Origin of the sequence: Mesorhizobium sp. M0195 (assembly GCF_040322115.1) — a bacterium.
Taxonomy (GTDB): domain Bacteria; phylum Pseudomonadota; class Alphaproteobacteria; order Rhizobiales; family Rhizobiaceae; genus Mesorhizobium.
This window is the reverse complement of sequence record NZ_JAMYSV010000003.1, coordinates 153,189-180,188: the sequence shown is the minus strand read 5'-3', so window position 1 is coordinate 180,188 and position 27,000 is coordinate 153,189. Positions and strand designations below refer to the sequence as shown.

The 27,000-nt window shown below is 62.1% G+C and carries 22 protein-coding genes; 17 read left to right on the top strand and 5 right to left on the bottom strand.

Annotated features, from left to right (window positions below):
- Positions 1 to 4: 4 nt before the first annotated feature.
- Positions 5 to 3,856, bottom strand: a complete 3,852-nt coding sequence (locus tag NKJ12_RS09080) for a peptidoglycan-binding protein (protein WP_352702296.1) — start codon at positions 3,854 to 3,856, stop codon at positions 5 to 7.
- Between the two features lie 551 nt (positions 3,857 to 4,407).
- On the opposite strand from NKJ12_RS09080, the gene NKJ12_RS09075 reads away from it, so the two are divergent.
- From NKJ12_RS09075 to NKJ12_RS09040, 8 genes are all read left to right on the top strand, one after another.
- Positions 4,408 to 4,869: a MerR family transcriptional regulator gene (locus NKJ12_RS09075; protein ID WP_352506231.1), complete on the top strand. Its 462-nt coding sequence runs from the start codon at positions 4,408 to 4,410 to the stop codon at positions 4,867 to 4,869.
- A 248-nt stretch (positions 4,870 to 5,117) separates the two neighbouring features.
- Positions 5,118 to 6,914, top strand: a complete 1,797-nt coding sequence (locus NKJ12_RS09070) for an acyl-CoA dehydrogenase (protein WP_352686773.1) — start codon at positions 5,118 to 5,120, stop codon at positions 6,912 to 6,914.
- A 237-nt stretch (positions 6,915 to 7,151) separates the two neighbouring features.
- Positions 7,152 to 8,321 carry an acyl-CoA dehydrogenase family protein gene (locus tag NKJ12_RS09065; RefSeq protein WP_352686770.1) on the top strand — a complete coding sequence of 390 codons (1,170 nt, stop codon included), beginning with the start codon at positions 7,152 to 7,154 and terminating at the stop codon, positions 8,319 to 8,321.
- Positions 8,322 to 8,329: 8 nt separating this feature from the next.
- Complete coding sequence (locus NKJ12_RS09060; protein ID WP_254816313.1) at positions 8,330 to 8,785, top strand: OsmC family protein; 456 nt, start codon at positions 8,330 to 8,332, stop codon at positions 8,783 to 8,785.
- 17 nt (positions 8,786 to 8,802) lie between these two features.
- Positions 8,803 to 10,011: an acetyl-CoA C-acetyltransferase gene (locus NKJ12_RS09055; protein ID WP_352686767.1), complete on the top strand. Its 1,209-nt coding sequence runs from the start codon at positions 8,803 to 8,805 to the stop codon at positions 10,009 to 10,011.
- Positions 10,012 to 10,023: 12 nt separating this feature from the next.
- On the top strand, positions 10,024 to 12,243 hold the full coding sequence (locus NKJ12_RS09050) for a 3-hydroxyacyl-CoA dehydrogenase NAD-binding domain-containing protein (protein ID WP_352686765.1): 2,220 nt from the start codon (positions 10,024 to 10,026) through the stop codon (positions 12,241 to 12,243).
- An 81-nt stretch (positions 12,244 to 12,324) separates the two neighbouring features.
- Positions 12,325 to 12,969 (top strand): S24 family peptidase, encoded by a 645-nt coding sequence (locus tag NKJ12_RS09045; RefSeq protein ID WP_352702294.1) that lies wholly within the window; start codon positions 12,325 to 12,327, stop codon positions 12,967 to 12,969.
- A gap of 11 nt (positions 12,970 to 12,980) precedes the next feature.
- On the top strand, positions 12,981 to 13,820 hold the full coding sequence (locus NKJ12_RS09040) for a thermonuclease family protein (RefSeq protein WP_352702293.1): 840 nt from the start codon (positions 12,981 to 12,983) through the stop codon (positions 13,818 to 13,820).
- Here NKJ12_RS09040 and NKJ12_RS09035 read toward each other — a convergent pair.
- Positions 13,783 to 15,432: a lysine--tRNA ligase gene (locus NKJ12_RS09035; RefSeq protein WP_352702292.1), complete on the bottom strand. Its 1,650-nt coding sequence runs from the start codon at positions 15,430 to 15,432 to the stop codon at positions 13,783 to 13,785. The genes NKJ12_RS09040 and NKJ12_RS09035 overlap by 38 nt on opposite strands.
- Before the next feature lie 168 nt (positions 15,433 to 15,600).
- Between NKJ12_RS09035 and NKJ12_RS09030 the strand changes: the two genes are divergently transcribed.
- On the top strand, positions 15,601 to 16,011 hold the full coding sequence (locus NKJ12_RS09030; RefSeq protein WP_352506179.1) for a tellurite resistance TerB family protein: 411 nt from the start codon (positions 15,601 to 15,603) through the stop codon (positions 16,009 to 16,011).
- 8 nt (positions 16,012 to 16,019) lie between these two features.
- Here the strand turns inward: NKJ12_RS09030 and NKJ12_RS09025 are convergent, their stop codons facing one another.
- The gene (locus NKJ12_RS09025) at positions 16,020 to 16,871 is read right to left on the bottom strand and encodes an ABC transporter substrate-binding protein (protein ID WP_352702291.1); all 852 of its coding nucleotides are present in this window, start codon (positions 16,869 to 16,871) and stop codon (positions 16,020 to 16,022) included.
- Positions 16,872 to 17,142: 271 nt separating this feature from the next.
- On the opposite strand from NKJ12_RS09025, the gene NKJ12_RS09020 reads away from it, so the two are divergent.
- The 3 genes from NKJ12_RS09020 (at position 17,143) to NKJ12_RS09010 (ending at position 19,375) form a co-directional block, all read left to right on the top strand.
- Positions 17,143 to 17,874: a helix-turn-helix transcriptional regulator gene (locus NKJ12_RS09020; protein ID WP_352702290.1), complete on the top strand. Its 732-nt coding sequence runs from the start codon at positions 17,143 to 17,145 to the stop codon at positions 17,872 to 17,874.
- Between the two features lie 97 nt (positions 17,875 to 17,971).
- Positions 17,972 to 18,610 (top strand): acyl-homoserine-lactone synthase, encoded by a 639-nt coding sequence (locus tag NKJ12_RS09015; protein ID WP_023677342.1) that lies wholly within the window; start codon positions 17,972 to 17,974, stop codon positions 18,608 to 18,610.
- 15 nt (positions 18,611 to 18,625) lie between these two features.
- A complete protein-coding gene (locus tag NKJ12_RS09010; protein ID WP_352702289.1) occupies positions 18,626 to 19,375 on the top strand; it encodes an enoyl-CoA hydratase-related protein in 750 nt (249 codons plus the stop codon).
- A 24-nt stretch (positions 19,376 to 19,399) separates the two neighbouring features.
- On the opposite strand, the gene ppk2 is transcribed toward NKJ12_RS09010, so the two are convergent.
- Positions 19,400 to 20,302 (bottom strand): polyphosphate kinase 2, encoded by a 903-nt coding sequence (ppk2, locus tag NKJ12_RS09005; protein ID WP_352702286.1) that lies wholly within the window; start codon positions 20,300 to 20,302, stop codon positions 19,400 to 19,402.
- A gap of 213 nt (positions 20,303 to 20,515) precedes the next feature.
- On the opposite strand from ppk2, the gene NKJ12_RS09000 reads away from it, so the two are divergent.
- The 3 genes from NKJ12_RS09000 to NKJ12_RS08990 all read left to right on the top strand — a co-directional run bounded on the left by NKJ12_RS09000 (position 20,516) and on the right by NKJ12_RS08990 (position 23,749).
- The gene (locus tag NKJ12_RS09000) at positions 20,516 to 21,781 is read left to right on the top strand and encodes a sensor histidine kinase (RefSeq protein ID WP_352702284.1); all 1,266 of its coding nucleotides are present in this window, start codon (positions 20,516 to 20,518) and stop codon (positions 21,779 to 21,781) included.
- Between the two features lie 117 nt (positions 21,782 to 21,898).
- Positions 21,899 to 22,624 carry a phosphate signaling complex protein PhoU gene (gene phoU, locus NKJ12_RS08995; protein ID WP_254816325.1) on the top strand — a complete coding sequence of 242 codons (726 nt, stop codon included), beginning with the start codon at positions 21,899 to 21,901 and terminating at the stop codon, positions 22,622 to 22,624.
- A 117-nt stretch (positions 22,625 to 22,741) separates the two neighbouring features.
- Positions 22,742 to 23,749 (top strand): magnesium and cobalt transport protein CorA, encoded by a 1,008-nt coding sequence (locus NKJ12_RS08990; RefSeq protein ID WP_023677347.1) that lies wholly within the window; start codon positions 22,742 to 22,744, stop codon positions 23,747 to 23,749.
- Between the two features lie 124 nt (positions 23,750 to 23,873).
- On the opposite strand, the gene NKJ12_RS08985 is transcribed toward NKJ12_RS08990, so the two are convergent.
- Positions 23,874 to 24,398 carry a GcrA family cell cycle regulator gene (locus tag NKJ12_RS08985; RefSeq protein WP_352475925.1) on the bottom strand — a complete coding sequence of 175 codons (525 nt, stop codon included), beginning with the start codon at positions 24,396 to 24,398 and terminating at the stop codon, positions 23,874 to 23,876.
- Positions 24,399 to 24,753: 355 nt separating this feature from the next.
- Here NKJ12_RS08985 and NKJ12_RS08980 point away from each other — a divergent pair, with 355 nt between their 5' ends.
- The gene (locus tag NKJ12_RS08980) at positions 24,754 to 25,953 is read left to right on the top strand and encodes an aspartate aminotransferase family protein (RefSeq protein WP_352702282.1); all 1,200 of its coding nucleotides are present in this window, start codon (positions 24,754 to 24,756) and stop codon (positions 25,951 to 25,953) included.
- A gap of 14 nt (positions 25,954 to 25,967) precedes the next feature.
- The gene (gene argF, locus NKJ12_RS08975; RefSeq protein WP_254816329.1) at positions 25,968 to 26,879 is read left to right on the top strand and encodes an ornithine carbamoyltransferase; all 912 of its coding nucleotides are present in this window, start codon (positions 25,968 to 25,970) and stop codon (positions 26,877 to 26,879) included.
- Positions 26,880 to 27,000: the final 121 nt, after the last annotated feature.

Genomic DNA, 27,000 nt, shown 5'->3' with positions numbered 1-27,000 from the left:
GCCGTTATTTACGCGCGAGCAGCGCCTTGACCAGCTTTTCGTCGATCGCGCCGGTTGCCCTCATATCGTTGTCGGCCTGGAAGGCCATGATTGCGTTCTTGGTTTTCAGGCCCATCATGCCGTCGGGATTGCCGGCCTCGTAGCCGTTCTTGTTGAGAATGCGCTGGATGTTCTGGACCGCTTTCTTCATATCGATGCCGGCGGTCGTCTGCGGTGTGCCGTCCTGCCACGATTCAGGAATGTCGGCCGAATTGGCGGCTGGATCGAGCGGCTTGGCTTTCCACAGTTCAGCCGCGGCCCGCGCACGCTCCAACTGCTCGGGCCTCAGCGCCTTGGCGATCTCGTCGCGCTTGGCCGCTGCATCCTTGTCGCCGGTCTTGGCGACGAGCGCGAACCATTTATAGCTCTCCTCGAGATTCTGCTTCATGCCGACACCCTTCGCCGCGAGGATGCCGAGGTTGAACTGGCTGTCCTTGACGCCGAGATCCGCCGCCGCCTGGAACCAGCGTGCTGCCGATTCGTTGTCGGTCACGCCGTCCGCCGCCATCGCAAACAGCACGGCAAGATTGTGCATTGCGCTGGCATTGCCCTGCTCTGCGGCAAGCTGGTACCAGGTCTTCGCTTTCTTGATGTCGCGTGCGACGCCGATGCCCTTCTCGTAGAAGTTGCCGATGCGGTATTCTGCCGGTGCGAAACCGAGTTCGGCAGCTTTCTCATACCATTTGGCCGCCGCCGTCATGTCTTCCTTAACGCCGCGCGACTCGGCGTAACGCGAGCCGATCTCGAACAGCGCCTTGGCGTCGCCGCCGGCCGCTGCATCGCGCAGGGCGGCCGGCCCGGCATCGGCCGGAACGTCGATCTTGGCAACGCCTGCCGGGGCAGCATCCGCCGGCGGCACAGTGCCGGTCGTGTCCTGCGTGGCAGCGGGGGCAATAGCAGGCGCGGCAGCCTTTGGCTCGGCGGTCGCCGCTGCCGGCGCGGGCACTGCGGCCGTGGTGTCTGGCGCCGCCAGGTCAGCGGACGCTCCGGAAGGCGAGGGCGCCGTCGATGCCTCGGCTGCCGGTGTGGCGGGGCCGGTTTGCGCCGCAGTGTCGTCCTTGGTCATCGATGCGGATGGCTCGGCCTGCCTGACGGTGGGCGACGGCTCGCTCTCCTGTGTTGTTGTCTGCGCGTCCGCCTTCGGCTCGCTGGCAACGCTGGCTGAGGCGGTTTCCACCGGCTGAACGGCCACGGCCGGCGCCGCCTCATTGTCGGCGACTTCGACCGGCTCGGAGAAGAAGGCTTTGCCCAGTTGCAGGCCGGCAAGCGCCAGCATGATGGCGATTGCCCCCATCAGGATCGGCTTGCGCCGCGCCTTGAGCAGGTCGCCGATCCTGAGTGCCTTGACCGGGCCTTTCATCGTCGACTGGCGCTTGAGGGCGTCCGCCTCGGCGGCCGCCGCTTGCGCGGCCCTTCTGGCTGCCGCGATGAAGTCCGATTTCGCCGCCTCGGCGCTGCCTTCCCTGGCCGGCTGCCCGCGCTCGTCGCGCACGCGCTTCATGATGGCACTGAGGTCGGGTGCGCCGGAGCCGGGTTCCAGTGGCCGGTTGGCGAGCTTGGGGTCGAGGGGCTCGTCGAGATCGACGCTCGGTATCTCGGCGCTCGGCGCCGAGCCTGCAAGCGGCGGCGTCTCAGCCTCCTTCTTGCCCTTCAAGGCGCGCGCCAGCCCGCCTAACATCGATTTCCTGCCGCCGCCTTGTTCGTTCTTTTCACGTGTCGTGTCTGAACCGAGAGCAGCCAGTGCTGCTGCGGCGGCGGCCTCGGCCGGCGTTCGCGGACCTGGCTCTCCGCGCACGAGCGCCGCGGCGCGGCCGTCGAGATCGGCCATGTTGCCCGTCAACGGCAGCGACTGGTCGATGTCCATCGACGGTGCGTCCTGCACCGATATCTTGGATGCCCGGCCGGAGCGTTTGCTCAACTCGGCGCTTGCCGGTTCGCCGGTCTCCAGTGAACCAAGCCTGTCAACGATCTTGAGCAGCGTATCGTGGATAGCCTCGAACGTTCTCGAATTGCGCTCGTCCGAACGGCGCGTCAGCGCCTCGAGCGTCTTCAGGTCCTGGGCGAGGCCGGTAACGGCCGCTGTGTTGGCGCTTGATCCGGCCAGCGAGCGGACGGCACTCTCGGCCGCCTCGCGCGCCGCGCCGAGGATGGAATCGCGGGTTCCGGCCAGCGATTTCTCGATTTCGTTGAGACGCGGGCTGATGTCGTCGAATTCCGGCAGCGGCGTGCCGGGCTTGGAAAGATGCGCCGTCAGGCCGGCCACCTGCGCTTCGAGGCTGCGGATCAAAGCCGGGTCGATGCTGGCGACTTGTGCGGCGGACGAATCCAGCCGGCTTGAGATGTCTTCGAGCCGGCTCTCCAGGCCGCGGATCGCCGCCTCGTTGGCGGGATCTGGAACGCGTGTCTCCATCCGCTTGGCCAGTGCGGTGAAGCGGGCGTCGATGGCATCCATGATGTCGGCGTTGTCGACCTGCGGCATGCGCTGGTCCAGCCTGTCGGCGACCTCGTCCAACCGGCGCTCGAGGTCGCGAAACAGCATGTTGCCTTGTTCGATGGCGTCGCCCTGGCGACGTTCCATCATGCTGGACAGCACGTCGAAGCGCTGTTCGAGCCCCTGGAAGATGTAATCGGCGTCGGGCATGGCCGGTGCGTGGTCGATCTTGTCGGAGATAAGCGCGATTTGCCTGGCAAGGCGTTCCATCGCCTGTTCCGGCAGATTGGCTCGGCCGGCCAGTTCATCCATGCGGCTCGACAATGTGTTGAGACGGTCGATGACCTCCCGGCCCGGACGGTCCTGCGACACTTCTTCGATTTGCTGGGCCAGTGAATCGATCCGCTTCTCGATGCGTTCGAAGGGCTCGGGGTCGAACGAATTGGCTTGCGCGGCAACCGTCGAGGCGACGATCGCGCGGGAAATCTCGTCGAGCCGCTCGTCGATCTGGCTGAATGTGTCGCTGCCGCGATTGTCCTGCTGGCGGGCGAAATGGTCGACCGCTCCGGCAAGCGTGCGGACCTTTTCTTCGAGCGAGCGCAGCGACAGCGATTCCGGGAGATTGCTGACGGCATTGCTGATCTGTTCGAGCCGCTCCGTCAGCGCCGACAGGCCGGGCGCGTCGGAGCGCTTGCGCTGATCGGCGTCGACGCGGTCCTCGAAGGCATTCCAGCGGCGGTCGAATTCGTCCCAGCGGCGGCCGACCGCCTGCACGCTCTCCTCGCGCGCTAGCGTATCGAGCGCGGCCTTGACCTGCTCAAGCTCGAGCCGCAGCATATTGACGCTTCTGTCGTCGCTTTTTTCGGCCAGTGTCTGGATGGCGCCGGAAAGCCGCTCGAATTCGACGCTGAGTTCGGCGCTGCCTTTGCCGCCGCCATTTGACTGGAAGGCTCGCCCAATATTCTTGCGCAGTACCTCGAACTCGCGTTGCAGGCCGGAGGTCATCTGCTGGCGCAAGTCTTCGCGCAGGCCGCGCAATTCCCCGGCGATCTTGCCGGCTAGGGCGACGCTGTCCTCCTGGCCGCGTACCCGGTCGATATCGTGGGCGATCGCCTGATAATTCTGGTCGAAAGCCGCTGCTGGACCTTTCGGCCGCTGCGCGCGTGGGTCTTCATACCGGCGCTGCTGGCCATAGGGTTGAGCGCTGGGATAGCGCGGTTCTGCCGCTGGTCGGCGCGGATCGGGGTGGCTTGTCGTCTCCTCGCGCGTTCGCTCCAGCCGCTGCTCCAGAGTTTCCAGGGAGCGGTTGAGCTCTTCAAGCGTCGTGTGCGGCCGGCGTTGCCTGCCGGCGTTGAGTGTATCGAGGTAGGACCGCTTGCTGTTCATCAATGCGCCCGTTTCAGAATTGCTGGCTTTCACCAGGTTCCCAAAGTCCTGCCGGGACGAAGGCGACTGCTTGGCTTGTTGCAGTGGAAGACGAGCTTCCCGGGTCTCATCCGCGCTCCGAAAACCGTGAAAAATTCAATACAGGATAGACACGGGTAACCGACATGCGCACATTTCGCCCCAACGTGGTAAACAACGCGTTAACCAAGCTTAAGAAGTTGCAACTTTGTCGGCTGGCTGCGGACGGTGCCGGGTGTCTTCTATTGGACGCACAAAAGACGCCGTGGAAGTTTGATCAGCCGCATGATCGCTCCCGAAATCGCAACGACTTTTTAGGTTATCCGCCGGCACTGTGGCATAAAGTTCCAAGCCTAGAACGCTCTTGCGTGGTAAGGCGGCTATCGATATAGAATTGACGTAAACGTAAATGAGCGGATTACGCCGTTTGCGATTTGTTTGTTGAAACCACGAGTGGAAGCACGCCCCCGCTTTCACTCAGGCGACGCAAGGTCCGCGACCGCGACGCCACCAGACGGGGAAAGCCAGTGACCATGAAACTTATTTCGCCCGGTCAAGCCGCGGCCAACACCAACGATATGTCGAGCGAAACCGGTGAAGAGCTTGTCCGTATCGGCGAAATGGCCAAGAAATACGGAGTGACGCTGCGTACGCTGCGTTTCTATGAGGACAAGGGTCTACTCAACCCGCAGCGCGACGGCTCGACCCGCCTCTATACGCGCCGCGACAGGGCCCGGCTGAAGCTGATCCTGCTTGGCCGCAAGGTCGGATTCTCGCTGCGTGACGTCAAGCAGATGATGGACCTCTACGATCCGAACGGCTCCAACACAAAGCAATTGCGGCTGGCGCTCGACAAGTCGGAGAAGCAGCTTGCCCGTCTGCAGAAGCAGCGGGCGCTGATCGACGATGCCATCAGCGAACTGAGTGCTTCGATGTTGACCGTCCGGCAAATGCTGATCGAGCGCTCGACGCCGCAGGCCAGCGTGGCGAGCTAAACTAAGCTTTCGATTTCCGACGGATAAGAGCCGCGCGGCCTTCGCTGCGGGGTTCTTCGTCGTTTGCCGTCCTTCGCCGTTTGCGGTCTTGGCGCGCGGGAGAAAATTCGTCGCACCGCAGAATTGACGTTTACGCAAACGTCAACATTTGCTATCTCCGACCCGTCATACTGGCCCGCCTGCTATCCTCATACACTGGTACACTGGGGCTGATTTCGGGGCCAAGACCGCATGGTGGAGGAAAACGCATGCCGATCTACAAGGCGCCGATCCGCGACACGCTGTTCGTGCTGAACGAAGTGCTGGGGTATCAGCGCTATTCCAATCTTCCCGGATTTTCCGACGCCACGCCGGATGTGCTCGAGGCCATCCTTGCCGAAGGGGCGAAACTCGCTGAAAACGTGATGCAGCCGCTGAACCGTGTCGGCGACACGGAAGGTTGCGTGCGCCATGACGACGGTTCGGTAACGACGCCGAAAGGCTTCAAGGAGGCCTTCGACCAGTATCGCGAAGGCGGCTGGATGGGGCTCGCCGCACCTGTCGAGTTTGGCGGGCAAGGCTTGCCCTACGCGGTGCACACCGCGGTTGCCGAATACATGGTGTCGGCCAATATGTCGCTGATGATGTATGCGGGCCTGACGCAAGGCGCGATCGCTGCGATCATCACCCATGGCACCAAAGAGCAGAAGGCAACATGGTTGCCGAAGCTGGTCGAGGGCGCCTGGACCGGCACCATGAATCTGACCGAGCCGCACTGCGGAACCGATCTTGGCCTGCTGCGCACCAAGGCCGTCCCAAATGGCGACGGCACCTACAGGATATCCGGCCAGAAGATCTTCATCTCGGCCGGCGAGCATGACATGTCGGACAATATCGTCCACCTGGTGCTGGCCCGTATCGAGGGCGCGCCGGATGGCGTGAAGGGCATCTCCCTGTTCATCGTGCCGAAGTTCAAGCTCGATGCCTCAGGCAATCCGGGCGAGAAGAACACCGTCTCCTGTGGCTCGATCGAGGAGAAGATGGGTATCCATGGCAACTCGACCTGCGTCATGAATTACGACCACGCTGAAGGCACGCTGCTCGGCGAGGCCAATGGCGGGCTGAAAGCAATGTTCACCATGATGAATGAGGCGCGGCTTGGCGTCGGCCTGCAGGGGCTCTCGCTATCGGAGGTCGCCTATCAGAATGCGGCTTCCTACGCCAAGGACCGTCTGCAGGGGCGCTCGCTGTCAGGACCGAAGGCGCCGGACAGGAAGGCCGATCCGATCATCGTTCATCCGGACATCCGCCGCAGCCTGATGACCATGAAGGCATTCAACGAGGCCGGCCGCGCGCTGGCGCTGTGGACGGCGATCAAGTCCGACATCGCTCACCGCTCCGGTGACGACAAAGATCGCCAGGTCGCAGACGACTATACCGGCCTGATGACGCCGGTGGTCAAAGGCGTGCTCACCGACAAGGGTTTCGATCACGCGGTAATGGCGCAGCAGGTGTTCGGCGGCCACGGCTATATAGAAGAACACGGCATGAGCCAGTTCGTCCGCGATGCCCGCATCGCCATGATCTATGAGGGTGCCAACGGCATCCAGGCGCTCGACCTCGTCGGCCGCAAGCTGGCCTTGAATGGCGGCCGCGCGGTCCAGGTCTTCTTTAGGGAAGTCGGAGAGTTCTGCGAGGAGAACCGCACCGACGAGAAGATGGCGCCCTTCACCAAGGCGCTTAAAAAGGGCCTCGACGATCTGCAGGCGGCGACGATGTGGCTGGTGCAGAACGGCATAGCCAAGCCCGACAATGCGGGTGCCGCCTCGACCGACTACATGCATCTCTTCGGCCTGGTGGCGCTGGGCTATATGTGGGCCCGGATGGCCAAGGTGGCCGCAGCGAAATTGGCTGATGGCCCCGACGGCGCTTCGTCTTTCTACGACAACAAGCTGGTGACGGCGCGCTTCTTCGTAGAGCGGATCATGCCGGAGACGTCGGCGCATCTTGCCCGCATCTCCAGCGGTGCCGACACATTGATGGCACTGCCGGCGGAAGCGTTCTAGCTTCGGCGTTCCCCTGCCCCTCGAGGGAGGGTGGCCCGAAGGGCCGGGAGGGGTTCTGCGTGCAGTGCGCCGACCTCCATTCTGGTGCATGCCTTGGAGGAAAATGATCGCAATGCCGTGGCACATGGCGCAGATTGTAAAAGATAAGGTCGAGCAAGTCATCGGCGACCCCACCCGGCCGCTTCGCGGCCACCCTCGTCTCGAGGAGGAGGGGGACGTCGGCGCGAGGGAGAAACCATGACCAACCCCGCCGAAATCCTGGGCCTTCCCAAGCCCGCCTGGGCGGCGGACGAGGTCGGCATGCTTTACGACATGGCGCACCGCTTTATGTCGGAAGAGATCGCGCCGCGTTACGACGAGTTCGAGAAGAACGAGATGGTCGACCGCGAAAGCTGGCAGAAGGCGGGTGCTGCCGGACTGCTGTGCGCCTCGATGCCGGAGGAATATGGCGGATCGGGCGGCACCTTCGCGCATGAGAGCGCCATCATCGAGGCGATCGGCCATGTCGGCGTCGACGGGTTCGGCATTGGCCTGCACAATTCGATCGTTGCCCCCTATATCCTCCACTACGGCTCGGAGGAGCAGAAGAAGAAGTGGCTGCCGAGGCTGGCGACCGGCGAGCTGATCGGCGCCATCGCCATGACTGAGCCGGGTGCGGGCTCAGACCTGCAGGGCATCAAGATGCGCGCCGAAAAGGACGGCAACCGGTACAAGCTCAACGGCTCGAAGACTTTTATCACCAACGGCCAGCTCGCCAATTTCATCATCGTCGTTGCCAAGACCGATCCTGAGAAGGGCGCCAAGGGCATCTCGCTGATCGTCGTCGAGACTGACGAGGTGGAGGGTTTCGAGCGCGGCCGTAACCTCGACAAGATCGGCCTCAAAGCCAACGACACGTCGGAACTGTTCTTCAACGACGTGCGTGTGCCGACCTCGAACCTGCTCGGCAATGACGAAGGCCAGGGCTTCGTCCAGTTGATGCAACAATTGCCGCAGGAGCGGCTGCAGATCGGCACCACTGCTATTGCCATGGTCGAGCGGGCTCTGGCGCTTACCATCGACTACGTCAAGGAGCGTAAGGCGTTCGGCGAGGCCATCATCGAATTCCAGAACACCCAGTTCAAGCTTGCCGAATTGAAGACCGAGGCGACCATCGGCCGCGTCTTCTATAATGACTGCGTTGCCCGCCATATTAACGGTGGCCTCGACCCGGTGACGGCTTCGATGGCCAAATACTGGCTGTCAGACCTGCAAGGAAAAGTCGTCGACGAATGCCTTCAATTGCATGGCGGCTATGGCTACATGAATGAATATCCGATCGCCCGCATGTTCCGCGATGCCCGCGTCCAGCGCATCTACGGCGGCACCAACGAGATCATGAAATTGCTGATCGGGCGGAGCCTTTAGGAGGTCGCATGTCGAAGCATTTTGCTGGGCTTCGCTGGAAGTCGGGGGCACGGGAGGATTTCCTTTCCGGCCGCTATTCCCGGGTCCATGAACTTCATTTTGATGGTGGCGCGGTCATCTCCGCTTCCGCATCGCCGTCGATTGTGCCGGCACCTTTTAGCGATGCAACGATCGTCGATCCGGAAGAACTGTTCGTCGCGTCGCTTTCTTCTTGCCACATGCTCTGGTTCTTGGATCTGGCAAAACGCGCTAAGCTCAATGTCCGATCTTATCACGACGAAGCCGAAGGCCTGATGGCCAAGAATGCTGAAGGGCGCACAGCCATCACACATGTCACCCTTCGGCCGCTCGTCGAATGCGACGCAGATGCGGCTATGATCGAGAGCATTCATCACAAGGCGCACGACGCCTGTTTCATCGCCAATTCGGTGCGGACCGAAGTGGTGGTCGAGCCCCGATTTTAGATCACAGGAGATCACCAATGGCCGAAGCTTACGTCTATGATGCCGTGCGCACGCCGCGCGGCAGGGGCAAGAAGGATGGCTCGCTGCACGAGGTGCCGGCGGTGCGGCTTGGCGCCAAGGTGCTCGAGGCCATCCGCGACCGCAATGGGCTGGACACTAGCACCGTCGACGACATCATCTTCGGCTGCGTCGATCCGGTTGGCGAGGCGGGTGCGGTCATTCCACGCGCCGCCGCTTTCGAAGCCGGCTACGACACCAAGGCGCCCGGCATGCAGATATCGCGCTTCTGCGCCTCGGGCCTGGACGCGGTCAATTTCGGGGCCGCCAAGATCGCGCAAGGCGCCGACGAGATCGTCATTGCCGGTGGCGTCGAATCAATGTCGCGCGTCGGCATGGGCGCCTCCGGCGGCGCCTGGTTCATGGATCCCTCGGTCGGCCTGCCCGGCTGGTTCGTGCCGCAAGGCATATCGGCCGACCTGATCGCCACCAAATACGGATTTTCGCGCGACGATGTCGATGCCTACGCGGTCGAAAGCCAGAAGCGTGCCGCCAAGGCGTGGGGCGAGGGCCGCTTCAAGAATTCGGTGATCTCGGTCAAGGACCAGAACGGCCTGACCATCCTCGACCACGACGAGCACATGCGGCCTTCGACCGACATGCAGTCGCTGGCCGCGCTCAACCCGTCCTTCGTCATGCCCGGCGAAATGGGCGGCTTCGACGCCGTCGCCGTGCAGAAGCATCCCGAGGTGGAAGAGGTCAATCACGTCCACCATGCCGGCAATTCCTCCGGCATTGTCGACGGGGCGGCGGCCGTGCTGCTCGGCTCGAAAAAGGCGGGAAAGACGCTCGGCCTCAAGCCGCGCGCGCGCATCCGTGCGTTCGCCAATATCGGCTCCGAACCGGTGCTGATGCTGACCGGCCCGGTCGACGTCACCGAGAAGCTGTTGAAGCGGGCGAAGATGAAGCTGCAGGACATCGATTTGTTCGAACTCAACGAGGCCTTCGCTTCGGTGGTGCTGCGCTACATGCAGGCTTTCGACATTCCGCATGACCGGATCAACGTCAATGGTGGGGCCATCGCCATGGGCCATCCGCTCGGCGCCACCGGTGCGATGATCTTCGGTACGGTGCTGGACGAATTGGAACGCCGCGACCTCAACACCGCGCTGGTGACGCTTTGCATCGGCGCCGGCATGGGCACTGCAACGATCATCGAACGCGTCTGACGGAGAGAGACGATGAGCTACACCAATTTCACCCTCGACATCGACGCCGACGGCATTGCGCTGGTCACCTGGAACATGCCGGACCGTTCGATGAACGTCTTCACCGAGGAGGTGATGCGCGAACTGAACGCCATCGTCGACAAAGTGGCAAGCGATGCAGTGATAAAGGGCGCGGTGATCACCTCCGGCAAGGATACGTTCTCGGGCGGCGCCGACATCACCATGCTGCAGAAGATGCTGGCGACCTTCGCCGCCGACAAAGCGAAGGACCCGGAGAAGGCGACCAAGGCGCTGTTCGACAAGGCGGGCGCTATGAATGGCCTGTTCCGTAAACTGGAAACCTCGGGCAAGGCGTGGGTTTCGGCGATCAACGGCACCTGCATGGGCGGCGCGTTCGAATTGTCGCTCGCCTGCCATGGCCGTGTCGCGGCCGATTCCGACCAGGTGAGGATGGCGCTTCCGGAAGTGAAGATCGGCATTTTTCCAGGCGCCGGCGGCACCCAGCGCGTGCCGCGGCTGACCGACCAGCAGCAGGCGCTGCAAATGCTGACGTCCGGCCAGACGCTGTCGCCGCAGAAGGCCAAGTCAATGGGCTTGATCCATGAGATTGCCGAGGCGGACAAGCTGGTCGAAACTGCCAAGGCGATGATCAAGAACGGCTTGAAACCGGTGGCGCCATGGGATGAAAAGGGCTTCAAGCTGCCCGGCGCTCCGATCTATTCGGTGGCAGGTGCCAATCTGTGGCCGCCGGCTATCGCCATTCTGCGCCGCGAGACCTATGGCAATTATCCCGCTGCCGCCGCCATCCTGAAATGCGTCTACGAGGGCCTGCTGGTGCCGTTCGATACCGCCTTGCGGATCGAGCAACGCTACTTCACCGGGGTCATGCAGACCAGGGAAGCGGCGGCGATGATCCGCTCATTGTTCGTGTCGCTGCAAGAACTGAACAAGGGCGCTCGCCGCCCAGCTGGTGTGCCGGAAACGACGTTCAAGAAAATCGGCGTGCTCGGCGCCGGCTTCATGGGCGCCGGGATCGCCTATGTAACGGCCAAGGCTGGCATTCCGGTGGTGCTGCTCGACCGCGACATGGAGTCCGCCGCCAAGGGCAAGGCGCATTCCGAAACCCTGATCTCGGATCAGGTGAAGAAGGGCCGTGCCAAGCCGCAGGACAAGGATCGGTTGCTGTCGCTGATCACACCAACGGCCGATTACGCTGATCTTGCCGGCTGCGATCTTGTGGTCGAGGCGGTGTTCGAGGACTCGGCCGTCAAGAAGGATGCCACCGAACAGGCCGAGGCTGTACTCAAGCCGTCGGCGATCTTCGCCTCGAATACGTCGACCATACCGATTACATCGCTGGCCAGGAATTCGGCGCGGCCGAAGAATTTCATCGGCATCCACTTCTTCTCGCCGGTCGACAAGATGATGTTGGTCGAGATCATCCTCGGCAAGAAAACCGGCGACAAGGCGCTGGCCACCGCGATCGACTTTGTCCGCGCCATCAAGAAGACGCCGATCGTCGTCAACGATACGCGCGGTTTTTACGTCAATCGCTGCGTACTGCGCTACATGTCGGAAGCCTACAAGATGCTGATCGAAGGTGTTCCGGCGCCGATGATCGAGAATGCGGCGAAAGCCGCTGGCATGCCGGTCGGTCCTCTGGCGTTGACCGACGAGACGGCGATCGACCTTGCCCAGAAGATCATGAAGCAGACCATGCGCGACCTCGGCGACAAGGCGGTCGATCCGAAGCAGATGGCGCTGATCAACACGATGGTCGACACGCATGGTCGCTTGGGCCGTAAGAACAGCAAGGGCTTCTATGACTATCCGGCAAAACCGGCGAAGAAGAAGCTGTGGCCAGGCCTCAGGGACCTCTACCCGCAGCTGTCGCCGGAGCAGGTCGACTATGAGGAACTGAAGCAGCGGCTGCTGGTCACCATCGCGCTTGAGGCGGTACGGGCGATGGAAGAGGGCATCGTTACCGACCCACGCGAGGCCGATGTCGGCTCGATCCTGGCCTTCGGCTTCGCACCCTATACAGGCGGTGCACTGTCCTACATCGACGGCATCGGCGCGAAGAAATTCGTCAAACTCGCCAAGCGCCTGCAGAAGAAATACGGCGCCGAGTTCAAGGCGCCGAAGCTGCTGCTCGACATGGCCGAGAAGGGCGAGACCTTCTACGAGCACTTCGATCCCTATACCAGGAACGAGGCCAAGGAGGCGGCCTGACGCCGTCTCCGGCGGTGGACAAGATGGCGGCCAAGGGGTAGAACAGCGAAGGTATTTTTTCCTGTTTCGAAGGAGAGCAAGGTGCTCTCGCACGACCGCGTTTGGGCCGCCATCGACGCTCTTGCCGAGCGTTATTCGCTTTCGGCCTCCGGACTGGCCAGGCGCGCTGGCCTCGACTCGACCGCCTTCAACAAATCGAAGCGGCTGTCCTCAGATGGGCGGCCGCGCTGGCCGTCTACCGAATCGCTGGCCAAGATCATCGAGGCGACCGGCGCCTCGCTGGATGAATTTGCAGAACTGGTCGAAGGCCGGGGTAATTCCGGCGCACTGCCCGTGCAGAAATCGTCGGTGCCGCTGCTTGGCTTCGCCCAGGCGGGCGCCGGTGGCTTCTTCGACGATGCCGGGTTTCCGGCGGGGCAGGGATGGGACCTGATCGAATTGCCGGCACGGGCAACCGAAACCTCCTATGCGTTGAAGGTCCAAGGCGATTCCATGCTGCCGCTCTACCGCAATGGCGATGTCCTCATCGTCGAGCCGGGAGCTACCACACGAAAGGGCGATCGCGTCGTCGTCAAGACCAATGCCGGCGAGGTGATGGCCAAGGTGCTCGACCGCCAGACACCGAAGTCGATCGCGCTGGTCTCCCTCAATCCCGATCACCCGGACCGCGACATCCCCATGCGCGATGTCGAATGGGTGGCGCGGATTGTCTGGGCAAGCCAGTAGGCGCGGGGCCGGTGCGTCTGCCTCACCTTGCCTTGGCTGTTCTGGCGATCCCGGCAATGGCCACGGCAATTGTCGCCGGCGGCCGCGCCGTCCAGAGCGAAAGCGGCGGCCCCTGGGAACAAATCCAGGTCGGCGCTGAACCGCAGCCCGCCGCGCCGGCTACGTCGGCCATCCCGAAACCAGTGCCGGCCAAGCAGGCGGCGCATTCGAGGGCAATCGATCCAGAAATCGTGGTGCCGCCGCAGCTCGGTTCCAACGAGCTTGAACGGATAGAGCCGCGCGCCCCGTTGAGCGATCTAGCATTGGCCGGACCGCCCAAGCCGCCAAAAACGAAAATGCCCGACGACTGGAAAGGCACGAAACTATTCCAGCCCGTCGCGTCGGCCGCCGGGGTCATCGAAGCAAAGGGGTATTCGATTGCGGTTTCCGGTATCGACATCGTCAAGCAGGAGGAGACTTGCACCGACGGCGGCGAGTCCTGGAATTGCGGCATTCGGGCGCGAACGGCCTTCCGCGCCTTTCTCCGCAGTCGTGCTGTGGTCTGTGCCGTGCCGCCCGAAGGCGGTCGTGATCTGATCGCCGCCGAGTGCCGGATCGGCAATCAGGATATCGGCCAATGGCTGGTCGAAAATGGCTGGGCGCGCGCCGCCAAGGGCGGCCCTTACGTAGAAGCCGGCGAGAAGGCGCGTGCAGCAAAAAAAGGCGTCTTCGGGCCGGCGCCGAGCGTTTCAGGCCTGCCGCCGCTCCCGGCTGCTGCGTCGCGATCCGCGCCTGTAGCGCCTAGCTCGATCCTGGAGGAGCAGGACGGCGCCCTCATGCCGCCAGCTGACCAGCCAGCGCCCGCTGAATGAGCTCACGCGTTTCGGCGATGCCGTAGAGGGCGGCGAAGGAGCCGAAGCGCGGCCCGCGTTCCTGACCTATCAGCACCTGATAGATCATCTGGAAGAAGGCGACGGAGACACCGGGTCCGCCCTCCGGGCTCTGCTTGGAATGATCCTGGTAGCGCTCAATCTTGCGCGCAACATTGAGGGCAGCGTTCTGGATCGCCTCGCTGTCGGCATTAGCCGGCAGCGCGGCGAGCGCTTCCGAAAGCTTGGTCAGCGCCTCGCGCTCGACTGCGTCGGCGGCACGATACACTTTCGCCGGCTTCACGAAATCGTCGAAATAGCGGATGGCATATTCGGCCAGCCGGTCGAGCTCGGGATGGGTCGTCGGCGTCACACCCGGCGCGTGGCGCGAAATGAAACCCCACAGCACGCTCCTGTTCTGCGCATTCGAGGCGCTGACCAGATTGAGCAGCAGCGCGAACGATACCGGCAGGTTGATAACAGGCGGATTGCCGTCGTGCATGTGCCAGACCGGATTGCCCAGGCGCTCTTTCCACTCCTGCCGGCGATAGGCGGACAAAAAGGCGTAATACTCATCCACGGCCTTCGGAATCACGTCGAAATAGAGTTTTTTGGCCTGCCGCGGCCGCTGGTACATATAGAGTCCGAGGCTCTCGGTCGGCGCGTAGGTTAGCCATTCATCAATAGTAAGTCCGTTGCCCTTCGACTTGGAGATCTTCTGGCCGTTCTCGTCCAGGAACAACTCATAGACGAAATGCTCCGGCGCTCGCCCGCCCAGTATGTTGCAGATGCGGTCGTAGATGACGGCATTCGTCTGATGGTCCTTGCCGAACATTTCGAAATCGACGCCGAGCGCTGCCCAGCGCATGCCGAAATCCGGCTTCCATTGCAGCTTCACCCTGCCGCCGGTTATGGGAAGCGTGGTTTCGGTGCCGTCGTCGTCGAAAGTGATGGTGCCGGCCTTTGCGTCGACATGCTTCATTGGGACATAAAGCACGCGGCCGCTTCTGGGGGAGATCGGCAGGAAGGGGCTATAGGTCGCCTGGCGCTCCTCGCCGAGCGTCGGCAGCATCACCGCCATGATCTCGTCGAAGCGTTCGGCGGCGCGCAGCAGCGTTTCGTCGAAACGGCCAGCTTTGTAATATTCCGTCGCGCTGGCGAACTCGTAGTCGAACCCGAAGGTGTCCAAGAAGCGGCAAAGCATTGCATTGTTGTGGTCTGCGAAGCTCTTATAGTGGCCGCCGAAGGGATTGGGGACGGACGAGAGCGGCTTGTGCAGGTGCGGCTCGAGTGCGGCGCGATCCGGGACGTTGTCCGGGATCTTGCGCATGCCGTCCATGTCGTCGGAAAAGCACAAGATCTTGGTCTTGACCGCGTCCCTGGTGAGGACGCGGAAGGCGTGGCGCACCATCGAAGTTCGTGCCACCTCGCCGAACGTACCAATGTGAGGCAGCCCTGACGGACCGTAACCGGTCTCAAACAGGATGGTCTCGGGAAAGTCGGTACCTTTGTAGCGCTCGACGATCTTCCTGGCTTCCTCGAACGGCCAGGCTTTGCTTTCAGCCGCGGCCGCAAGCACCTCGGGATTGAGATCGATGATATTTGATCCCGCCATGTCGCTGTTTTCCAAATCATTCGCCGGCATCGCCGCAAGAAGGGGCCGGAAGAGGGGTTTCAACCGGTCTCTAGGCGTGCCTGCCGTGGGCGTCAACGATCGCCGCTCTTTTTCCTTGCGGCGCCGGTCCCTCGTTCCTAACTTCGGAACCATCTCAAGGAGTTCCAAATGCCTTTGTCGCCGCACGAAGCCATGATCTACCTGATGGTCATCACTTCGGCGTCGGACCGCGACATGACCGACATCGAACTGGCGCGGATCGGTGACGTCGTTCGATCCTGGCCGGTGTTTGAGGATTTCAATCAGGAGCGGCTGGTCGATGTCGCCCAGGCCTGCCAGGAAATGCTGCAGGAAAAGGACGGGCTGGAGGGCGTCCTGGCGCGTGTCGCCGAGGCGCTGCCCGAACGGCTGCGTGACACCGCCTATGCGGCCGCCTTCGAGGTTGCGGCCGTCGATCTCGAAATGCGCCTGGAGGAGGTGCGCGTGCTGCAGCTCGTCCGCCGGGAACTCGATCTCGATGCGCTGACGGTCGCCGCCATCGCGCGAGCCGCCAAGGCGCGCCTTCGCACGCTGACCTGAGCCGGCAGTCAGAAAAAGCTGACCGGAAAATAGCGAAGATAGAACTCGGCGAACGTACCTTTCACCGAAATTTCCTGCAGCGCGTAGTCGAATGCGGCGGCCAGTGCCGGATCGTCGGCCCTGGTGGCGATCGCCATGCCCGAGCCAAGGTATTCGGGCGCCAGATAGGGGCCGCCGGCAAAGCGGCAACAGCCAGCCGCATCGGAGCCGCCGAGCCAGAAGGCGAAACGCATGCCGTCGCCGAAGGCGGCGTCGATCTTGCCGGCTTTCAGCCTGCCATAAAGCTCCTCCGGCGTTGCGAAGGGGACGATTTGGACGTCGCCGAAATAAGTGCGCAGCATCCGCTCATGCGCGGAATCGGCTATCACGCCGACACGTTTGCTGCGCAGCCTGTCGAACATTGGTTCGGTCAGCGCCTGTGTCTTCAGCATGATGAAGCGTGCCGGAAATTGCAGGTAGGGGCGTGAGAATGCGTATTTCGACCGCGATTCCGGCGTCGCGGCGATGCCGGCAATGATCGCTTCGCCTTCGCCTTTCCCGAGCGCACCTTCGAGCTCGGCCCAGGGCAGCGCCTGGATCTGGCATTTTTCGGCAATGCCGAGCTCGGCGCAGATGGCGCGCGCCAGGTCGACATGGAAGCCCGACAGCCGGCCTGCCCCATCGAGGAAATTGAACGGCGGGAAATCCGTGGTGGTCAGGAATCGCAGCCGCGGCAGCATAGAAAGGTCCGGCTTTGGCAGCCGCTCCTTGGCGTCCCAAAACACCGGCACCTGCGGCTCCGCGGCGAGCGCATCAGCCGCAAGCGATTGCGCTCCGATCAATATCGAGATCAATGAAATGGATATGCGCCGAAACGCCACGCAACGACTCCGTCCGGTCTTGCCCCGACTTTAGTACGAAATAACACAGTTTTTTGTACGAAAATAACACAGGCACAACGGTTTTTGGTTTCATCGTGACGATTTAGGGATATTGTTTAGTGAGTTTGCAAATGACTGTGTGATGCCGGCTGAAGAGGAGCGGTAGGCCGCACAAAGGGAGCAGCTTTGCAGTCCGGGGTTGATGGCATAGTGCGGGTTGATCGCTGCCATTGGTCTCAAGAGCGGAAGGCAACATGGGGTAGATGTTGCGATGGGTCATTTCGATCGTACCCTGGAGTTGATAGATCAGTTGCAGCACGCCGGTACAGCGGCCGCCGTCTGCGCAAAGCTGCTGGGGGTAACAAGCGGGTTCGGGCTGACGGCGCTGATGGCCGGGACGGTTCCGCAACCCGGCACGCCGAGAAATCGGCAAAAGGACCATGTGTTGCTTTGCGACTGGCCGGCCGAATGGCTTGAGCGCTACGTTGCGCGCAACTATGTCGATCACGACCCAGTCGTCAGTCACATGAAGCAGCTTCAAGCGCCATTCCAGTGGCGGGAAGCGTCTCAGGGCATCCGTATCGGCAAGAGCGGCGGCGATGTCATGGGTGACGCCGGTGAATTCAAGCTGCGCGACGGATTGGCCTTCCCGCTGATCACGCTCGATGGCCAGATCGTCATGGTGTCGCTAGGCGGCGAGGCTGTCGAATTGTCGGGCGCCGAATTCGGGCTTGTGTCGCTGGTCTCGACTTATGCGATTGGCCGCGCCATGCAGCTCCACACTATGGCGGGCAAAACCATCGACCATGTCGAATTGACGCCGCGTGAGCGCGAATGCCTGCAATGGGCCGCCGTTGGGAAGTCCGAATGGGAGATTTCACAAATTCTCGGCATTTCTGAACACACGTCAGAGAAACACCTTCTTAACGCCAAAAGCAAACTCGGTGCCGTCAACCGGGTCCAGGCCGTCGCGGAAGCGATAAGGCGCGGCTATATTAACTAGGTCGGCCGCGCCGGCCTAGAAATTCTTGCCTACGCGATCGCGTAATTTTTTCGGGGAAGCACGGCCGTATCTTCCTATTGAAACTAGGAGACGGCAAATGCTTTTTTCCCTCACGACCCAGGAATTGATGGAACGGCCCGACCTCTGGGAGGCAGTTCATCGTTTGCGTTACAGAGTTTTCGTCGAAGAGATGGGATGGACCGATCTGCAGCGCCCCGACGGCCTCGAGATCGATCAATTCGACCACGACGAGGCAGTGCACCAGATCGTCATCCGCAATGGCGAGCTCGCCGGTTACCAGCGGATGTTGCCGACGACTCGGGCACATCTTCTAACCGATGTGCTGGCGGACCTTTATGAGGGAACCCCACCGTCGGGCCCGAATGTCTATGAACTGACCCGCTATGCGGTTGCACCGGGGTTCCGCGACGGCCGGCGCGGCGTGTCGACGGTCGGCACGGAGCTGATCGCCGGCTTCGTCGAGTGGGGTCTGAAGCGCAACGTCAACCAGGTTATCATCGAATTCGAGCCGATGTGGGTGCTTCGCGCGCTGCAGCTGCATTTCCTGGCAACGCCGCTCGGTTACCAGCGTACCTATGGCAACCAGCAGGTGGTTGCCACACTGCTCACCTTCAACGAGCACACGCTCGACGTGGTGCGTTCGCGCCGCAACCACTTTGCGCCGGTGCTGGCCAGAGGGTACCCGGACATGCTCGGACAGAGACGCGCCTCGTGAGATTGGAGAGAGGCCATGAACGTTCATTCAAAAGCAGAATTCCGCAATCACACGCTGATCGTCACGGTATCGTCGGGTGACGGCCGCCCGGTGCTGGACAGGCTGGCCTATGAAAGCCTGGCCAGGACATTCCATGAAGCCGCTGCCGACGACGACGTCCGCGTCGTGGTCCTGCGCGGTCTGGCCGGGTGCTTCTGCCTCGGCGCCGATTTCTCCGAATTTCTCGACGCCACCAAACATCGGCGACTGATCGACGCCGTTACCGATATGTTTCGCACGCTGGCGACATTCCCGAAACCGGTCCTTGCCTGTGTCGACGGCGACGCCGTCGGCGTCGGCTGCACCATCCTGTTCCACTGCGACATGGTGATCGCCTCGAGCAAGAGCACGTTTCGGGTGCCGTTCGTCGATTTCGGCCTGGTGCCGGACGCGGCGACCAGTATCCTGGCGCCGCAGAAGCTCGGCTATGCCGGGGCGTTCCGCTTCTTCTGCCTGGGCGACACGCTCGCCGCCGAAGATGCCAGGGCACTGGGCCTTGTCGGCGAGATCGTGACGGACGCCAGCGTCGAGGAAGCCACGTTGGCAAGAGCCAGGCAACTCGCCAAGAAGCCTGTCGCGGCGCTGCAGCAGACGCGCGACCTGCTTAGGGGCGACACCGGCGCGCTCTGCGACCGCATCGACCAGGAGATCTCGCTTTTCCAGCAGGCGCTGCAGGACGACACTACGCTGAAGCGACTGCAGCGGATTGCCCGGCTGGCGGCATGACAGCCGCGTATCGATGAGGTGAGCTTATTTTTCGAGGAAAGTCGGCCCTTCGCCGATGATCTTCTTGTCCACCTTACCGATGACGTCGAGATCGCGGCCGTCATAGGGAAGCGACAGGAGAATGCGCTGCATGACGGCCAGCCGCGCGCGCCGCTTGTCGTTCGCCCGCACAATGATCCAGGGCGCGAACTCCTTGTGCGTGCGTTCCACCATCAGGTCGCGCGCCTTGGTGTAGTCGTCCCATTTGGTGATGCCGGCGATGTCGATCGGCGAAAACTTCCAGCTCTTCAGCGGGCTCCAGCGACGGTCGTGGAACCGCTCGAGCTGTGTTTCCCGGCCGATGTTCAGCCAGAATTTGAAGAAATAGATGCCTTCGTTGCGGATCATCCGCTCGAAATGCGGAACCTCGTCCAGAAATTGCTCGTGCTGCTCGGGCGTGCAGAATCCCATCACCGGTTCAACACCGGCGCGGTTGTACCAGGAGCGGTCGAAGGTGACGAATTCGCCCGACGTCGGGAAGTGGTCGACGTAACGCTGGAAGTACCATTGTCCAAGCTCGGTGGGTGTTGGCTTGGTCAGCGCCACGTTGCGCGCCGTGCGAGGGTTCAGATACTGGCGCAAAACGAAGATCGTGCCGCCCTTGCCGGCAGCGTCGCGCCCCTCAAACAGCGACATTACCCGCTTGCCTGTCGACTGCAGCCACGCCTGCGCCTTGACCAGCTCGATCTGCAGCTTCTCTAACCTCTCGTCATACTCCTCGCTCTTCATTTTCTTGTCGTAAGGGTAGCCGCCGGCGGTGAGCTTGCGGTCCTCGATCCAGTCGGGAAGCGTCGGGGCCTCGATGTCGAACTCCCGCTCCTTGCCGTCGATCATGATCTTCAGCGGCCCCGATGAAGCTGCAGCGGGGCTTTCCTTGGCGTTTTTCATCGAGACGAACCTTTCCAGCCTCCGGACTCATGCTATTGGAAGCCTTACTGCATCGGCCCGAATATCGGAATCGATTTTCGGAAAGAACGATGCAGCAGATAAACCGGTAGAGCGTCCTTTGTGCGCCCAATTGGACGCACGGCGCTCTAGCGTCGGTCCAGCAGGAAGTTATTGAGCGTTGGCCGCACACGGAGCGCAGGCGACGGAGCGCAAATGGCCGATATCGGCACAGAGCGGAAAGGCAGGGCGCAAGCCATCGCCATGCGGCTGTGGAACAGCCGCTGGCTGCTCGCGGCCGGCTTCGTTGCCGTTCTGATCGTCTATGGTTTTGCCGGCATGTCTAGCTATGTGGTGCTGCTGGCAGGCGCCGTGCTGGTTGCCGCGGCGATACTGCCGGCCGGCGTCGCCCGTCAATCGACCGAAAATGCCGCGGCCGTCGAGGCGAGCGGCTTGCAACAACTTTCCGGCGAATATCTCGCGGCAGCGGTTGCCGATCCGCTGATCATTTTCGATCGTTCCGCCGCCATCGTCCATGCCAACGCCGCCGCCTTTGCAGCCTTTGGCGGGATTGCCCCCGGCATGTCGCTGTCGCTGAAATTCCGCGCGCCGGAAATGCAGTCCTTGCTGGATAATATCTTGGCAGGCAACGTCGCGTCGGACAGCGTTGACTACATAGAAAGGCTGCCGGTCGAACGAGCCTATCGGGTGAGCGCGTCTTCTGTCGGTCACGCCACGGATCTCTACGTGCTGGTGTTCAAGGACCAGAGCGAGGCGCGCCGGATCGACAGAATGCGCGCCGACTTCATTGCCAATGCCAGCCACGAGCTACGCACGCCTCTCGCCTCGATTGCCGGCTTCATCGAGACGCTGCGCGGGCCGGCCCGCAACGACCCTGCGGCACGCGAGCAGTTCCTGCAGATCATGCAGAACCAGACCAGCCGTATGGCGCGCCTCATCGACGACCTTCTGTCGCTGTCACGGCTGGAGATGAAGCCCTATCTCAAGCTGGGAACCGAGGTCGATCTGCGCCAGGCCATCGACAGCGTCATCGATTCGCTTGGGCCGCTCGCCAAAGAAAACGGCGTCGTGATCGAGCGTGATTTCGCGGAAGGGCCGCTCGCCGTGCCCGGCGATCGGGACGAGCTTTTCCAAGTCTTCGAAAACCTGCTGGAAAACGCCTGCAAATATGGCCAGTCGGGCGGACGCGTCGTGGTGTCGATCACGCGCAGCGACGGCGATACCGAACCGGGGATCGACGTCACTATCAGGGATTTCGGCCCCGGCATTCCCGAAGAACACATCCCGCGCATCACCGAGCGCTTCTACCGCGTCGACGTCGAGAACAGCCGGACCCAGAAGGGCACCGGCCTTGGCCTGTCCATCGTCAAGCATATCCTGACCCGGCACAACGCCAGGCTCTCCATCTGGTCGGAAGTCGGCAAGGGTGCGGCGTTCACCGTCCATTTGCCGGCTCGCTGACGCAGTACTATCTCTAGCCCATGATGGGCCGTTTCTTTTTTCTGTCATCCGGCTAGCGTATCAGCGGGGATTCGAGGGAGCGACTCAACCACAAGATCCCGGGAAGGCATTTGGTCCATGCAGTCCGTGCACATCGTCAGCGCCTATGACGAGGAGCTGAAATATCTGTCGAAGCGCATCGCGGCGATGGGCGGGCATGCCGAGCGCATGGTCGAGCAGGCCGTCGCGGCACTGGTCAATGCGGATCCGGGACTTGCCCAGAAAGTCATTCGAGACGACCTGGTTCTGGATGAGGGGCAGCGCGAGATCGACGATAAGGCGATCATCATCATCGCCAAGCGCCAGCCGATGGCGACGGATCTGCGCGAGATCGTCGGTGCGATCCGCATCTCGGCGGACCTCGAACGGGTAGGCGACCTCGGCAAGAACGTCGCCAAGCGAGTGGTTGCTGTCGCTGATGGGCGCCAGCCGAGCAGCCTGTTCCGCGGCCTCGAGGCTTTGGCTAATCTGGCGCTGACACAGCTCAAGGAAGTACTCGACGTCTACGCATCGCGGTCAGTGGAAAAAATCGGTTTCGTGCGCGACCGCGACGACCAGATCGATGCCATGTACACCTCGCTGTTTCGCGAGTTGCTGACTTACATGATGGAAGACCCACGCAACATCACGCCCTGCACGCATCTCCTGTTTTGCGCCAAGAACATCGAGCGCATCGGCGACCACGCCACCAACATCGCCGAGACGATCTACTATATTGTCACCGGCGACCAGATGCCGGCCGATCGTCCGAAGGGCGACAAGACGGACAAGATTATTCTTCCCGCAACGCAACCAGCGAAATGAGTGTCTCTCGATACCAATGCGAATTTCGGATTCGCCACCTGACCGAAAATTGCGCTAAGCTTTCGACGCGCTGACTTCTCGGTTCCGCGATGAAGGCCCCGCCTTCAGGAGGCTGCGATGGAATATGTCCGCGAGTTTGCTCCTGCGCCGCCGATGTCGGGTATAATCGCTTGCGGCGTCTATACGGCTGGGCGGCGCATCGCCGACATTCCGATCGAGGAAGCCGGCGAATGGGCCGGGAAGCCGGGCCATGTCGTCTGGATCGGACTGCTGGAGCCCGACCGCAATTTGTTACTGCGCGTCCAGGCGCAATTTCATCTGCATGAGCTGGCGATCGAGGACGCCGAGCATCCGCACCAACGGCCGAAGATCGAGCAATATGGCGATGCCCTGTTCATCGTTGCCCGCACGGCGCAGTTGATCGACAGCCGTGTCACCTTCGGCGAGACGCATCTGTTCGTCGGCGCCGGCTATATCGTCAGCGTCAGGCATGGCCCGTCGACCTCCTACGCCGCCGTTCGCCAGCACTGGGAAAGCTGTCCGCATTCCCTCGCCAAGGGCGAGGATTTCGTCCTCTACGCCATTCTCGATTTCATCGTCGACAACTACATGCCCGTGCTCGAGCAGATCGAAAACGAGGTCGAGGCGATCGAGGACAAGGTTCTGCTGAAACCGATGACCGGCTCCGATATCGAGCGGCTTTACATGCTGCGCCGCGATCTCTTGCGCCTGCGCAACGCTGCTCTGCCGCTGGTGGAGGTCTGCCGGCGGCTGACCAGCGCCGATCTGCCGCAAATCCACACAGCCATGCATCCGCTGTTTCGCGACGTCACCGACCATATCCGCACTGTCCAGGAAAAGATCGACAGCCTGCGTGAGGTTCTCGCTTTCGCCTTCGAGGCGAGCCTTCTGGTCGGTCAAAGCCAGGAGACGGCGATTTCCAAGAAGCTTGCCTCATGGGCGGCCATCTTGGCCGTGCCCACGGCATTCGCCGGCATTTACGGCATGAATTTCAGCGACATGCCGGAACTGAGGATGGAATATGGCTACCCGGCCGTCCTGGCGGCAATTGCCCTGATCTGCACGTTTCTTTACTGGCGGTTTCGCAAGAATGGGTGGCTGTAAGGGTAAGGGAATAGGCAGTAGCCAGTAGGGAATAGGCAATACGGAAGTGGGTTGTTGGCGAAACGATCCTTGTGAAGCGCTATCTTCCCCTACTGCCTACTGCCTACTCCCCACTGCCTATCGCCTATCTATGCCGCCGCCGCTCCGATGCTGGCTGAAACGCCACGCGGGCGTGGTACTTGCAGTAAGGGCCGGTTTCGGCGGCGTCGTTGCCGCAGAAATGGAAATCTTCCGAGAGCGGATCGCCATTCGGCCATTTGCAGGTGCGCTCGTTCAGCTCGACGAGTTGCAGATGCCGCGAGATTGGCACGACGACGTTCTCGACCGGGCGGATATAGTGGCGCGCTACCGGTTCGGCATCGAACTGCGCCTTGAGCGCGGTCGCACCGATCGACATCGACGTGGTGGCATGGCGCGTGGCGCTTGCTGCCCGGGACACCGATTTCTGGATCGTCGATCCCTGTACCGTCTTCTTCTGGCGTGCCGGTGAGGCGGTCGTGCGTCCGCGACCGGACAGTTTCAGCCGGTGCACTTTGCCGATGACGGCATTGCGGCTGACCCCGCCAAGCTGTGCGGCGATCTGGCTGGCGCTGAGGCCCTCCGACCACAATTTTCTGAGAAGTTCGACTCGCTCGTCAGTCCAGTTCATGAGACCGCGCTCCTGCTGAAACGTGCGGCAATCGGAATCCATTCCCGACCCGGCTTCTGCCGGGCAGACACCACATATATCGGGTGATTAGGTCCGCCGCACGAAATCTAGTTATTTCTCTACTACAATTACCTTATGCGCTGACTCGGTGACAAGAGTCCCAAGGCCAACACGAATCGGTTTTTTCGGTTTTCCCCAACTTGCCCGGTCGCTTATGAGCCGGCGTTATGCTGGAGGGCTTGCCGCACGTCCTTGCGCGACCTTTTCGTTGACTTCACGGCCGAAAAACACGATAAGCCACAAGGGCCGCCGCTTTGGCGGCTTTTTGATTTTTCCGGTTCCGGAGACGCATATAATGAGCGGTTCGGCGCTTTTCGAGACCTTTGTTCGCGCACCCCTGGCTTTCGACCACGGTGAAGGCACCTGGCTGGTCACCGATAAGGGCGAGCGATATCTCGATTTCGCCGGCGGGATCGCCGTCAATTCATTGGGCTACAGCCATCCGCATCTGGTCGCGGCCCTCACCGAGCAGGCCGCCAAGCTCTGGCACGTCTCCAATCTGTACGAGATTCCGGGACAGAGCCGGCTCGGCGAGCGGCTGGCCGACGCCAGCTTCGCCGACAAGGTGTTCTTCACCAATTCCGGCGCAGAGGCGCTCGAATGCGCCATCAAGACGGCACGGCGCTACCACTTCGTCAAGGGCCATCCCGAGCGATACCGCACAATCACCTTCGAAGGCGCCTTCCACGGCCGTACCCTGGCGACCATCGCCGCCGGGGGCCAGTACAAATACCTGGAAGGTTTCGGCCCCAAGGTCGACGGCTTCGACCAGGTCGGCTTCGACGATGTGGATGCCGCCAAAAAGGCGATCACACCTGAAACCGCGGCGATCCTGATCGAGCCGGTGCAAGGCGAGGGCGGCATCAGGCAAGTGCCGACGCAATCGCTGAAGCGGCTCAGGCAGCTCTGCGATCAGCACGGACTGCTTCTGATTTTCGACGAGGTCCAATGCGGCGTCGGCCGCACCGGAAAGCTGTTCGCGCATGAATGGGCGGGCGTCACCCCCGACCTGATGGCGGTGGCCAAGGGCATCGGCGGCGGCTTCCCGATGGGTGCCTGCCTCGCCACCGACGAGGCGGCGGTCGGCATGACCGCCGGCGTGCACGGCACCACCTTCGGCGGCAATCCGCTGGCGATGGCGGTCGGCAACGCCGTGCTCGACGTGGTGCTGGAAGACGGCTTTCTCGAGGACGTCCGGCGCAAGGCGCTGCTGTTGAAGCAGGGGCTTGCCGGTGTCGCCGACGAATTTCCGGATGTTATCGAAAGCATCAGGGGCACCGGCCTGATGCTTGGGCTTAAATGCGCGATGCCCAACACCAAGGTCACGGTGGCACTGCGTGACCAGCATCTCTTGACGGTTCCGGCCGGCGACAACGTTATCCGCCTGCTGCCGCCTCTCACCGTCACCGACGCCGAGATCCACGAGGCGCTCGAGCGCATTCGTGCCGGCGCCAAGAGCCTGGCGGATGCCATCGTCGCTGCCGCTGCGAAGTAATCCTGGAATTCCTGATGTCCCTTCGCCATTTTACCGATCTTTCTGCCGTTTCCGAAGGCGATCTGCGCTTCATGCTCGACGACGCAGCTGTGCGAAAGGCAAGGCTCAAGGCCGGAGAACGCAGCAAGCCGCTCGAAGGCAAGGTGCTGGCGATGATCTTCGACAAGCCGTCGACGCGCACGCGCGTATCGTTCGACGTCGGCATGCGGCAGTTGGGTGGCGAGACGATCATGCTGACCGGCACCGAGATGCAGCTTGGCCGCTCGGAGACCATTGCCGACACGGCCAAGGTGCTGTCGCGCTATGTCGATGCCATCATGATCCGCACCACCTCGCATGACCGGCTGCTGGAACTGACGGAAAACGCTACGGTCCCCGTCATCAACGGGCTGACCGACGAGACCCATCCCTGCCAGCTGATGGCCGACATCATGACCTTCGAAGAGCACCGCGGTCCGGTGGCCGGCAAGACGATCGCCTGGACCGGCGACGGCAACAACGTGCTGCATTCGCTCCTGGAGGCATCTGCGCGGTTCCATTTCAAGCTGAACGTCGCCGTGCCCGAGGGCAGCGAACCGGCTCAGAAGCATGTCGACTGGTCGAAAGCCAATGGCGGCAAGCTGAAATTCACCCGCTCGCCCGAGGAGGCCGTTCACGAGGCCGACTGCATCGTCACCGACTGCTGGGTGTCAATGGGCCAGGAGCACCGTGCCCGCGGCCACAATGTCTTCCTGCCCTATCAGGTCAATGCGGCACTGATGGCGAAAGCCAAGCCGGACGCGCTGTTCATGCACTGTCTGCCGGCACATCGCGGTGAGGAGGTTACCGACGAGGTCATCGACGGACCGCATTCTGTGGTGTTCGATGAGGCCGAGAACCGGCTCCATGCCCAGAAGGCGGTCCTGGCCTGGTGCCTGGGCGCTTGATACGGGCCGCGATGATCCGGGCCGGCCTGATCTGCGCCGCCTTGATCCGGGCCGCCTTGATCCGGGAGTGGGTGGTGCCTATCTCAGGCGCATCACGCAAATCGAGCGCGTCTCGTCGCAT

Coding starts and splice junctions, on each gene's coding strand:
- NKJ12_RS09075 (WP_352506231.1), top strand. CDS start 4,408: ATGAAACTTATTTCGCCCGGTCAAGCCGCGGCCAACACCAACGATATG.
- phoU (WP_254816325.1), top strand. CDS start 21,899: ATGCAGTCCGTGCACATCGTCAGCGCCTATGACGAGGAGCTGAAATAT.
- NKJ12_RS09055 (WP_352686767.1), top strand. CDS start 8,803: ATGGCCGAAGCTTACGTCTATGATGCCGTGCGCACGCCGCGCGGCAGG.
- NKJ12_RS09065 (WP_352686770.1), top strand. CDS start 7,152: ATGACCAACCCCGCCGAAATCCTGGGCCTTCCCAAGCCCGCCTGGGCG.
- NKJ12_RS09000 (WP_352702284.1), top strand. CDS start 20,516: ATGGCCGATATCGGCACAGAGCGGAAAGGCAGGGCGCAAGCCATCGCC.
- NKJ12_RS08980 (WP_352702282.1), top strand. CDS start 24,754: ATGAGCGGTTCGGCGCTTTTCGAGACCTTTGTTCGCGCACCCCTGGCT.
- NKJ12_RS08990 (WP_023677347.1), top strand. CDS start 22,742: ATGGAATATGTCCGCGAGTTTGCTCCTGCGCCGCCGATGTCGGGTATA.
- argF (WP_254816329.1), top strand. CDS start 25,968: ATGTCCCTTCGCCATTTTACCGATCTTTCTGCCGTTTCCGAAGGCGAT.
- ppk2 (WP_352702286.1), bottom strand. CDS start 20,302: ATGAAAAACGCCAAGGAAAGCCCCGCTGCAGCTTCATCGGGGCCGCTG.
- NKJ12_RS09035 (WP_352702292.1), bottom strand. CDS start 15,432: ATGGCGGGATCAAATATCATCGATCTCAATCCCGAGGTGCTTGCGGCC.
- NKJ12_RS09080 (WP_352702296.1), bottom strand. CDS start 3,856: ATGAACAGCAAGCGGTCCTACCTCGATACACTCAACGCCGGCAGGCAA.
- NKJ12_RS09060 (WP_254816313.1), top strand. CDS start 8,330: ATGTCGAAGCATTTTGCTGGGCTTCGCTGGAAGTCGGGGGCACGGGAG.
- NKJ12_RS08985 (WP_352475925.1), bottom strand. CDS start 24,398: ATGAACTGGACTGACGAGCGAGTCGAACTTCTCAGAAAATTGTGGTCG.
- NKJ12_RS09030 (WP_352506179.1), top strand. CDS start 15,601: ATGCCTTTGTCGCCGCACGAAGCCATGATCTACCTGATGGTCATCACT.
- NKJ12_RS09050 (WP_352686765.1), top strand. CDS start 10,024: ATGAGCTACACCAATTTCACCCTCGACATCGACGCCGACGGCATTGCG.
- NKJ12_RS09010 (WP_352702289.1), top strand. CDS start 18,626: ATGAACGTTCATTCAAAAGCAGAATTCCGCAATCACACGCTGATCGTC.
- NKJ12_RS09020 (WP_352702290.1), top strand. CDS start 17,143: ATGGGTCATTTCGATCGTACCCTGGAGTTGATAGATCAGTTGCAGCAC.
- NKJ12_RS09070 (WP_352686773.1), top strand. CDS start 5,118: ATGCCGATCTACAAGGCGCCGATCCGCGACACGCTGTTCGTGCTGAAC.
- NKJ12_RS09015 (WP_023677342.1), top strand. CDS start 17,972: ATGCTTTTTTCCCTCACGACCCAGGAATTGATGGAACGGCCCGACCTC.